A 9,794-nucleotide genomic window follows, 5' to 3' on the forward strand; every position below is an offset into this window, starting at 1 on the left:
GTTTCGCTGCAGGTCGACGAATGCAAGGCCAACACACGCCGCGCCTTGCAGACAGTCAAGCACGGCGCGGCGCGCGCCGCGGGACATCAGTACTTCATGACGACAAGACGGGTCTGCGTGAATTCGAGCATGCCGTGCTTGCCGTCATCGCCGCCGAGACCCGAGCGTTTCCAGCCCGCGTGAAAGCCCTGATATGGGTCGGCCGGCGTGCGGTTCACATACAGTTCGCCTGCTTCGATGCCGTTGGCGACCTTCATCGCGCTGCGGTAGTTCTCGGTGTACAGCACTGACGACAAACCGAACTGGTGGTCGTTGGCCATCTCGAGTGCTTCGTCGAGCGTGCGATATTTGATGACCGGCATGACGGGCCCGAAGGTCTCTTCCTGCACGATCTCCATATCCTGGCGGCAGTTCGACAGCAGCGTCGCCGGATAGAAAAAGCCCTTGCGTTGCGCCGATGCCGGCAACTTGCCGCCCGTCTCCAGCGTCGCGCCGGCCACGATCGCGCGCTCGACCATCGCGTGAATCGACTGCCGCGACGCTTCATTGACGAGCGGGCCCATCAACGAAGGCTGCTCGCTGCGGTCGCCGAATTCGACGGCGCCCATCGCGCGCCTGAGCAGCGTGAGGAAGCGGTCATGCACGCTTTCGTGCACATAGACGCGTTCGATTGCCGTGCAAAGCTGGCCGCAGTGCGTCGTTTTGGAGGCAACCAGTTCGCGCGCGGCCTTTTCCAGGTCGGCATCCGCCTCGATGATGGCGGGCGTCTTGCCGCCGAGCTCGAGCGACGGTTTCGCGATATTCGCCTTGCAGTACTCGAGCACCTTGCGGCCCGCCGCTACGCTGCCCGTGAGCGTGATCATGCCGACCTTGGGATGCGTGCATAGCGCTTCGGCGGTCGCGTGGTTCATGGCGAGAATGTTGACGACGCCCGCCGGCAGACCGGCCTTCTCCACCGCCTTTGCAATTTCGAATGCCGAGGTCGGTGTGTTGTTGCTCGGACGCACGACCACCGTGTTGCCGGCGATCAGCGCAGGCGCCACCTTGCGCATGAACGTATAGACCGGATAGTTGAATGGAATCAGGCATGCGACCACGCCGATCGGTTCACGATGCAGAACCAGGTTTTCGTCGGGCGTATCGCTCGGAATCACCTCGCCTTCGATGCGGCGCGCCCACTCGGCGTGGTAGCGGGTGATCTGTGCGGCGTAGAGGGCTTCGTTCGTCGCATCAGCGAGACTCTTGCCCGATTCCAGCGCAAGCGCCGCGCCGATGGCCGGCGCGCATTCGGTGAGCGCGTCGGCCAACTCGTGAAGCCGGGCGCCGCGCTCGACAGACGGCAGCTTGCGCCAGGCCTTTTGGGCGAGCGCGGCGGCATCCACTGCGGCGAGGGCTTCGGCGGGAGTCGCTGCCGTGACGTGCGCAATCAGCGCTTCGGTCGCCGGATTATGGACGGCGATCAGTTCGTGACTGTCGGATGAACCCGCGTCGGCGGCCGGTTCGAGGAAGCGGCCGTTGACATAGTTCCGGTCGGTTCGCATGTCGTCTCCTTCATCTTTTTGCGTGCGGAAAACGCATGACCGGACGTTTCCGGCTTCATGCGAAAGTGCATGGACGGAATTTTTGTCGTGCCGGTTGCAAGCCACAAGCGAATAATTTGCGGGACAAACATTCGAAAAAATCACGTTTATCCAGGGATGTGCCTCATACGCGAGCCGTATCCCGAATAGCAGATCCGGGCTTCGTCAGAAAGCAGCGGCGACGCCGAACCCCGGCGTAACCCGCTCATTACCAACATATGGAGCTCACGATGATGAAACCGTGGTGGATGCGACCGGCGGCCTTCAGATCGCGGCCGCCTACCTGCAGGCGAATAATCCGGGCGTGGGCGGGACCGGCGCGATCACAGCCAACGACGCGAGCTTCATCGCCGGACGCATGCGGGTTTTCGGCGGCGGCATCAACTCAACTTCGAGCCGATGCCCGACACGAGCCCTTGCAGCACACCACTCATGTTGTCCTGCGAAAAACCGGCTTGCAGCGGCACCACGACGAATAGCGCGGCGCCTACGGCGACCATCATGTGCGTGCGCACACGACCCGACGTTTGCGAAAACGCCAAGCATAGCCGCGGTTAGGATGGTATGGGCAGACCGTGCAGTTCAGCCTGACGGAAAATACGAAGCGGCCCGGGACGTGTGCCGCGACCCGCGGATCAGACAGACGCGGTCTTCTTCACGAAAGCGCTCACCACAGCCTCCAGTTCCTTCGTAATCGAGGTCATCACACCCGCAACCACCGCGAACTCGCGGCCCGTCACGTTGGTGCGGCTCGCCACGATCTGACCGTTGAAGGACACGATATGCGCTTCCTTCGCGATCGATTTGATCCGCTCGATCAGTTGTTGCTGTTCCCGCTTCTGCATGCGGGCGATCCGCCGGCTTTCCTGTTCGTAGACCGCCGTCACCGCATGCAGATCGTTCAGCAACGGATCGGCCGAAGCGATCAGCGCCTCTACGGCTTGCTCGGCGCGCGGGGCATCGCGCGCTATCGCATCGAGCGCCGTAGACGCCAGTGCAATGAAATCGGCGATTTTCCTCGCGACCTGGCCGTTGCTGCTGCGCTTATCGTCGTCCTTACCGTGGAACGCCTCGCGCAACGCCGGCGAAAAGAGCCCAGGCAAACCGTCGCGGCCTTGCACCAGCGCCGCGTGACTGTCCGCGAAAGTACGCAGGGTATCCTGCGCGATGGCGAGCGCGCCTTCGCTTCGGCGCAGCGCGAGCATCGCCTTGAAGACGATACGCTGCGAAAGCATCCGTTGACGCCCCGCGATATTGATCAACGAGCTCAAGACCTCGTTGGACACGTCCACTTCCGCCGTGTCGGACTGCACTGCCTGAATCCGTTCTATCGTTGTGACCATATGTACTTCCGAAGACCCAGGTCGGCGGGCCGCGTCGACACGCTTGTGTTTGCGCACCGACGCGGCCGTTGCTGCACTAGCCTATTGCCCGACGTTCAGCGCTGCTTGTCGGCGCATGGAGGCGCATGGCGTCATTCCGTTGCGTGCGCATGCATCGCGGCCGATTGCATCGACCACGCCATCCACGGACGGCGCAGCGCAACGATCGCGACGAACGCGCAGGCGGCGAGCGCGCCGAACGTCGCAAAGCCCATCTGATACGAACCGGTGCTCTCTTTCGCGATGCCCATGACGACCGGCAGATAGAACCCGCCGATGCCACCGGCCGCCCCGACGATGCCCGACATCAAGCCCGTGCGGCCGGCCCAGCGATGCGGCACGAGCTGGAAAGTCGCGCCATTGCCGAGCCCGAACGCCACGTACAGGCAAACCAGCAGCGCAATGCCGCCAGCCAGCGTCGGCATGACTGCGGCAAACACGAAGTCGCATAGAGAAATCGTCGCGAGCAGCACGGTCAGTGCGCGCACGCCGGAGACCTTGTCGGCGATCAGGCCGCCGAGCGGACGCACCAGTGCGCCGGTCGCCGCAAGCAGCGCCATGAAGAGGCCCGCGTCGATCTTCGATAGTTGATAGAGGTTGGTGAGCAGCAATGAAACATACGAGGACATGCCGACGAAACCGCCGAACGTGATGCTATACACCAGCATGATGACCCACGTATCGCGCTCGGCGAGCACCGCGCGATAGCGCTTGGGCAGCACCGCGATGGCGAGCAGCGCGCCGATCACCGGCAACAGCAGCACGCCGGTCTTGCCCGTGCCGAAAATGCCTGCCTCGACAAGCAGCACGAGCACGATCAGGCCGACGAGCGTCACCACGAAGCTGCCGAAGGCGCGCAGCACGCTGCCCGTCTTCACGCCCGCGTCGTTCGCCCAGAAATACAGCGTGATTCCCGCTATCGCGAGCAGCGGCAACGCGCCGCCCGTTGCGACCTGCCAGCCGTAGTGCGTCGCGAGTTGCGGAAACAGGAAGCCGTCGAGCACCGCGCCGATGTTGCCGGCAGCCGCGAGCCCCAGCACGAGGCCCTGCACCTTCGGCGGATAGTTGCTGCCGGCCATCGGCAGCGCGACCGCGAAGCTCGCACCGCCAACGCCGAGAAACACGCCGAGCACGAGCAGCAACGTGTACGACGGAACGAACGGCAGCACTGGCAACACGATAGTGGGCACCGCCGAGAGCAGCACGCCGAGCAACGCAATGCGCTTGCCGTGCGCGGACTGATAGAGGTTGCCTAGCGTCACGCGCAAAATCGCCGCTGAAAGCACAGGCACGGCGACGAGCAGCCCCTGCTGCGCGGGCGTCATCGCAACGCTCTTGCTGATGAACGGCGCGAGCGGGCCATACAGAACCCACACGGTGAAGCCGGTATCAAAATAGAGGAAACACGCCACCAGCGCGCGCCAGTCCCCGCTCTTAAGCGAGCTCATCACGTTTTTCATCAGACATCCTCATTAAACTGATTTTCGATCACCCGACTCGCCGCATGCTTCGCCACGCACCGGAATGATCACTATGTTGGACCCCGCGCTGTTAATGCAACGTCCGTGCCATGCGGGTTGTTCTCGATGCTGAACTGCCTGGTGCATGAAGCCTGAAACAGGTAATGTGCGGATCGAGTCAATAAACGTCGCGCGCGTAGCGCTTTTCCTGCGCGAGACGGCTCACGTATTCGCTGGCTTTCTCGTCGCTCATGCCGCCATGCCGGGCGACCACGTCCTTGAGCGCGGCGTCGACATCGCGCGCCATGCGGTTCGCGTCGCCGCACACGTAGAAGTGCGCGCCCTCTTCCAGCCACGCCCAGAGCTGCGCGCCGTGCTCGCGCATGCGGTCCTGCACGTAGATCTTCTGCGCCTGGTCGCGCGAGAAAGCGACGTCGAGGCGGGTGAGCACACCGCTGTCGCGCAGCGCTTCGAGTTCGTCGCGATAGTAGAAATCGGTGGCTGCATGCTGCTCGCCGAAGAAAAGCCAGTTGCGTCCCTTGTCGCCGCGTGCACGGCGCTCGTGCAGAAAGCCGCGAAACGGTGCAACACCGGTGCCGGGACCGACCATGATCATCGGCGTGTCAGATTGATGAGGAGGACGAAAGTGTGCGGATTTCTGCACGAATACCGGTACGTTGACGTCGCCGGCACGGTCCGCGAGAAACGTCGACGACACGCCTTTGCGATGGCGCCGTCCATTGTTGTAGCGCACAGCCGATACGGTCAGATGAACCTCGCCAGGGTGAGCCTTCGGGCTCGACGCAATCGAATAGAGGCGCGGCTGCAGGCGCTTGAGCATGCCGGTTAATTCGTCTGCGGTGAGCTTGACGGGAAACTCGTGCAGCACGTCGGCGAGCTGCTGACCCCATAGCCACTGCTTGAGGTCGGCCTTGCGTTCCGGCGCGAGCAGATCGCGCAGCGCGCCGTTGTTGCTGCGTGCCGCGATGAAGGCCAGCGCATCTGCATTCGGGCGCGCGATCTCGTAGTGCTTGCCGAGTGCATCTGCAAGACGCATTTCGCCGGCGCCCGCGACGTGCACCGGCGCATCGGCGGAAACGCCCGCGAGTTCCAGCAGTTCATCCACCAGTTCCGGGCAGTTGCTCGGCCACACGCCCAGCGCGTCGCCGGCTTCGTATTCGAGACCCGAGTCGCCGGTCGAAAGCGAGAAGTAACGCGTGTCCTTGGCCGCGCCCTGCCGGTTTAAACGAAGGTTCGCAACGAGCCGCGAGGCGGCGGGACGCGTCTTGGTCGGCACGGCGCCCGGCACCACCGCGTTGATCATGCCGTCCGGCGGCACCGCATGCAGCGCGGCATCTTCTTCCTTGATGCGCACGATCACGCGTTCGAGCCAGGCATCCGCGGTTTCCTGATACTCGCCGTCGCAATCCACCCGGTCCATCAAACGCATTGCGCCCTGCGCGGCGAGACGTTCGTCGAGTTGACGGCCGTGTCCGCAAAACTGGTCGTAGTTGCGATCGCCGAGCGCAAGCACCGCAAAACGCACGTCGTCCAGACGCGGCGCATGTTCGCCGCGCAACTGCGTCCAGAAAGCTTGCGCGTTATCGGGCGGATCTCCGTCGCCGAATGTGCTCGTCATCAGCAACACATATTGCGCTTTGACGAGCGCCGACATCGCGTAATCGGCCATGCACGAGGTGCGGATTTCGAAACCCGATTCCATCAGACGCGTCGCGTACCGCTCAATGAGCGATTCCGTGTTGCCCGTTTGCGACCCCCAAAGCAGCGTGACTTTCGGACGCGTGCGCACAATCCGCACGCCGGATTCGCGCGGCTCGACGAGCGTGTTGTTCGACTGCGGATGCTGCGTGATCGCATGGTTCGTGCTGCGGCTATAGAGGCCGGCGAGCAGACCATCCACATACAGACGGTTGGCCGCCTGAATCGGCGCGGCGTCCGGCAACACGGGGACGGCACCGATGCCGTGCGCCTGCGCCGAACGCAGCCCGCTCACAAAGCCGGCGAGGTACGCACATTCGCTGTCGTCGAACGAAGGCGCAGGCGTCCGCGGCAATTGCAGCAGGCTCGCGAGTGCGTCGATAAGCGACAGGTTCCCTTCGCTTGCGCTCGCCGTTGCTTCAGCAGCCGACACGCCGCTCACAGCGCTCGCCAGGCCGTTTGCAGTCGCGCCGGCTGCGGCGCTTGCGGAAAGCGCTGCGACATTGTCGTCGTGAGCGGATTGCATCGTGTCGACCTCCACGCGGCTCAGAGAGACTGCGCAAAATTTCAGTTCAGGTTGCTGCGAAACAGGATCGATTGCGTCGCTCGTCACTGCGTTGATGCACAGGTCGTCGCCGAACACATCGTTCCAGTGCATCGGCGCGAAGCAGTTGCCCGCGCTCACGCGATCGCTGACCACCGCCGGCAGAATCGCGCGGCCACGTCGTGAACGCACTTCGACGGCGTCCTTCGGTTTGATGCCGAGCGCCGCCGCGTCTTCCGGATGAATCTCGACGAAGGGTCCAGGGTTCAGCTTGTTGAGCATGGCGACCTTGCCGGTCTTCGTCATGGTGTGCCATTGGTGCTGCAGGCGGCCCGTGTTCAGCACGATCGGAAACTCGCGGTCGGGCGACTCGGCCGGCGCCGCGTACGCGCGCGCGAAGAACATAGCGCGCCCGCTTGCCGTCGGAAACACGAGACGCGCGCGTGTGCCGCCCGCTTGCCTCAGCGGCTGATTCACACCGTCGTTGATATAGCGGATCGGGTTGCGCTCGGCACAATCGCCGCAAGCGAGCGGCCATTGCAGCGGCGTTTCCTTCAGCCGCCGATGACTCGCGCCGCGCAGGTCGTAACCGGTTTTCGGATTCGAAGCGCGCGTGATTTCGGCGAACACTTCTTCGGCGCTCGCGTAGCTGAACGCCTCGGCAAAGCCCATCTCGCAGGCAATACGCGCGATGATCTGCCAGTCCGGCAACGCCGCGCCCGGCGGCTCGATGCCCTTTTGCATCAGCGTGAGATTGCGCTCGGAGTTGATCATCACGCCTTCGGCTTCTGCCCATAGCGCGCCGGGCAGCAGCACGTCTGCATAGCGGTTGGTCTCGGTGTCGAGGAAGGCGTCCTGCGCGATCACGAGTTCGGCGGCGCTCAAGCCGGCAATCGCATTTTGCCGGTTGGCGACGCTCGCCACCGGATTCGTGCAGATGATCCAGCATGCCTTGATCTCGCCCGCCGCCATGCGCGCGAACATGTCGATGGTGCCGTTGCCCACTTGCGTGCGCAGCGTGCCCTTCGGAATGCCCCACAGGTCCTCGATAAACGCGCGGTCTTCGTCGACCAATACCGAGCGCTGCCCCGGCAAGCCGGGTCCCATGTAGCCCATTTCGCGGCCGCCCATCGCATTGGGCTGCCCCGTCAGCGAAAACGGGCCGCTGCCGCGGCGGCAGATCTTGCCGGTCGCCAGATGCAGATTGCAGATCGCGTTGGTGTGCCACGTGCCATGCGTGCTCTGATTCAGGCCCATGGTCCAGCAGCTCATCCATTCGTTCGCGTTGCCGATCATCTGCGCAGCGCGCCGGATGTCGTCGACGGAAAGCCCCGTGATTCGCGCGACATTCTCAGGCGTGTAGTCGGCGAGAAACTCGGGCATCGCGTCCCAGCCGGTGGTGTGCTCGTCGATAAAAGCGCTATCCGTATGGCCGTTTTCGTGCAGCAGATGCAGCAGTCCGTTGAGCAACGCGAGGTCGGTGCCGGGCCTGATCTGCATGAACAGGTCCGCTTTTTCCGCAGTCGCGTTGCGCCGTGGATCGACGACGATCAGCTTCGCGCCGGCCTTCACGCGGTCCATCATGCGCAGGAACAGGATCGGATGGCAGTCCGCCATGTTCGCGCCGATCACGAAGAACAGATCGGCGTGGTCGATGTCCTCATACGATCCCGGCGGCCCGTCGGCGCCGAGCGAGAGCTTGTAGCCGCTGCCCGCGCTCGCCATGCACAGGCGCGAATTCGATTCGATGTTGTTGGTGCGAACAAAACCCTTCGCGAGCTTGTTCACGAGGTACTGCGCCTCGATAGACATCTGGCCCGACACATAGAACGACAGCGCGTCCGGTCCGTGTTCGTCGAGCAGCTTGCGCAAGCGCGCTGCCGTGTCGCTGATCGCCTGCGCCATCGGCAGCGGCGCCGGGTCCTGGCCGCGCGCGTGACGCACGAACGCGCCTTCGAGCCGCCCCGATTTGCGTAGCGCTACGTGCGCCGACTGCCCTTTCGTGCAGAGCCGCCCAAAATTCGCGGGATGCTCCTTGTCCCCGGAAATCTTGACGACCTGGCCGTCCTCGACGTGCAGCACCATGCCACAGCCAACGCCGCAGTATGGACAGACGGTTTTCACATTAGTCGAAGACATGGCGGGTAACGTCGCTCAAGGAGTCAAGGGAACGCTGACAAAAACCAACTGGCGGTTCAAACGGCGACCCACACCTGGCCGTTTTCGACGCGCGCGGGGAATGCGCTTACGGAGTTGGCCGGCGTTTCCAGGCATTCACCGGTACGCAGGTCGAAGTGATGCTTGTAGATTGGCGAGGCGACCACGACGCGCTCGCCGAGGCTGCCGATCAGGCCGCGTGAAAGGACCGCCGCGCGCGAGCCCGGATCGAAGTTTTCGATGGCATAGACGGCGGTTTTGTCGTCGTCGGTGTTCACGTGAAAGACGGCAACCTGCTCACCTTTGACGAGCGCGCAGACGCCCGTGTTGGGCAGAATGTCATCGAGCGTGCAAACAGGCGTCCAGGTTTGCGGCAAGCGGTCGTTGCTCATGGCGGAGTTCCTTTTTCAGTGAAGCTAAAAAATCACGCGGTTTCCAGTACGACAGGAATGGCAGCCAGCTTCGACTGACGCTCCTCCGGCGTCGCCGGACGGATCTGGCCGCGCTCCTTCACGAAGCTCACCGTGCTGTCGGCCTCGTCGCTGTTGACGAAGTGACGGAAGCGCTTGCGCGTCTCGGGGTCGGTCACGGCCTTCTTCCACTCGCATTCGTAGGTATCGATCACACGCTGCATGTCCGCTTCGAGTTCCGCAGCGACTTCCAGCCTGTCATGCACGATCACGTCGATCAGATACTGCAGCCCGCCTTCGAGACTTTCGCGCCACACGCTCGTGCGTTGCAGACGGTCGGCGGTCCGCACATAGAACATCAGGAACCGGTCGATGTAGCGCACCAGCGTGTCGCGGTCGAGGTCCGACGCGATCAGCTCCGCGTGGCGCGGCTTCATGCCGCCGTTGCCGCATACGTAGAGGTTCCAGCCCTTCTCCGTGGCGATCACGCCGACGTCCTTGCCCTGCGCTTCCGCGCATTCGCGCGTGCAGCCCGATACGCC

At 63.5% G+C, this 9,794-nt stretch carries 5 protein-coding genes and 3 pseudogenes; 1 reads left to right on the forward strand and 7 read right to left on the reverse strand.

The window, feature by feature from the left end; genetic code table 11:
- Positions 1-86: 86 nt before the first annotated feature.
- Positions 87-1,541 (reverse strand): aldehyde dehydrogenase, encoded by a 1,455-nt coding sequence (gene aldA, locus A3AC_RS0128045; protein ID WP_025602834.1) that lies wholly within the window; start codon positions 1,539-1,541, stop codon positions 87-89.
- 298 nt (positions 1,542-1,839) lie between these two features.
- On the opposite strand from aldA, the pseudogene A3AC_RS31140 reads away from it, so the two are divergent.
- A pseudogene (locus tag A3AC_RS31140) lies at positions 1,840-1,971 on the forward strand (porin); the annotation flags it as partial.
- Positions 1,972-1,975: 4 nt separating this feature from the next.
- On the opposite strand, the pseudogene A3AC_RS30280 reads toward A3AC_RS31140, so the two are convergent.
- From A3AC_RS30280 to A3AC_RS29580, 6 genes and pseudogenes are all read right to left on the reverse strand, one after another.
- A pseudogene (locus A3AC_RS30280) lies at positions 1,976-2,095 on the reverse strand (MgtC/SapB family protein); the annotation flags it as partial.
- Between the two features lie 120 nt (positions 2,096-2,215).
- The gene (locus tag A3AC_RS0128060; RefSeq protein ID WP_025602836.1) at positions 2,216-2,923 is read right to left on the reverse strand and encodes a type IV pili methyl-accepting chemotaxis transducer N-terminal domain-containing protein; all 708 of its coding nucleotides are present in this window, start codon (positions 2,921-2,923) and stop codon (positions 2,216-2,218) included.
- Positions 2,924-3,054: 131 nt separating this feature from the next.
- Positions 3,055-4,422, reverse strand: a complete 1,368-nt coding sequence (locus tag A3AC_RS0128065) for an MFS transporter (RefSeq protein WP_025602838.1) — start codon at positions 4,420-4,422, stop codon at positions 3,055-3,057.
- A gap of 178 nt (positions 4,423-4,600) precedes the next feature.
- Positions 4,601-8,824: a bifunctional nitrate reductase/sulfite reductase flavoprotein subunit alpha gene (locus A3AC_RS0128070; RefSeq protein ID WP_025602840.1), complete on the reverse strand. Its 4,224-nt coding sequence runs from the start codon at positions 8,822-8,824 to the stop codon at positions 4,601-4,603.
- A gap of 56 nt (positions 8,825-8,880) precedes the next feature.
- Positions 8,881-9,234, reverse strand: a complete 354-nt coding sequence (gene nirD, locus A3AC_RS0128075) for a nitrite reductase small subunit NirD (protein WP_025602842.1) — start codon at positions 9,232-9,234, stop codon at positions 8,881-8,883.
- A gap of 32 nt (positions 9,235-9,266) precedes the next feature.
- Positions 9,267-9,794 (reverse strand): annotated as a pseudogene (locus A3AC_RS29580) (nitrite reductase (NAD(P)H)); the annotation flags it as partial.

The organism is Burkholderia sp. WSM2230 (assembly GCF_000472445.1).
Taxonomy (GTDB): Bacteria; Pseudomonadota; Gammaproteobacteria; order Burkholderiales; family Burkholderiaceae; genus Paraburkholderia.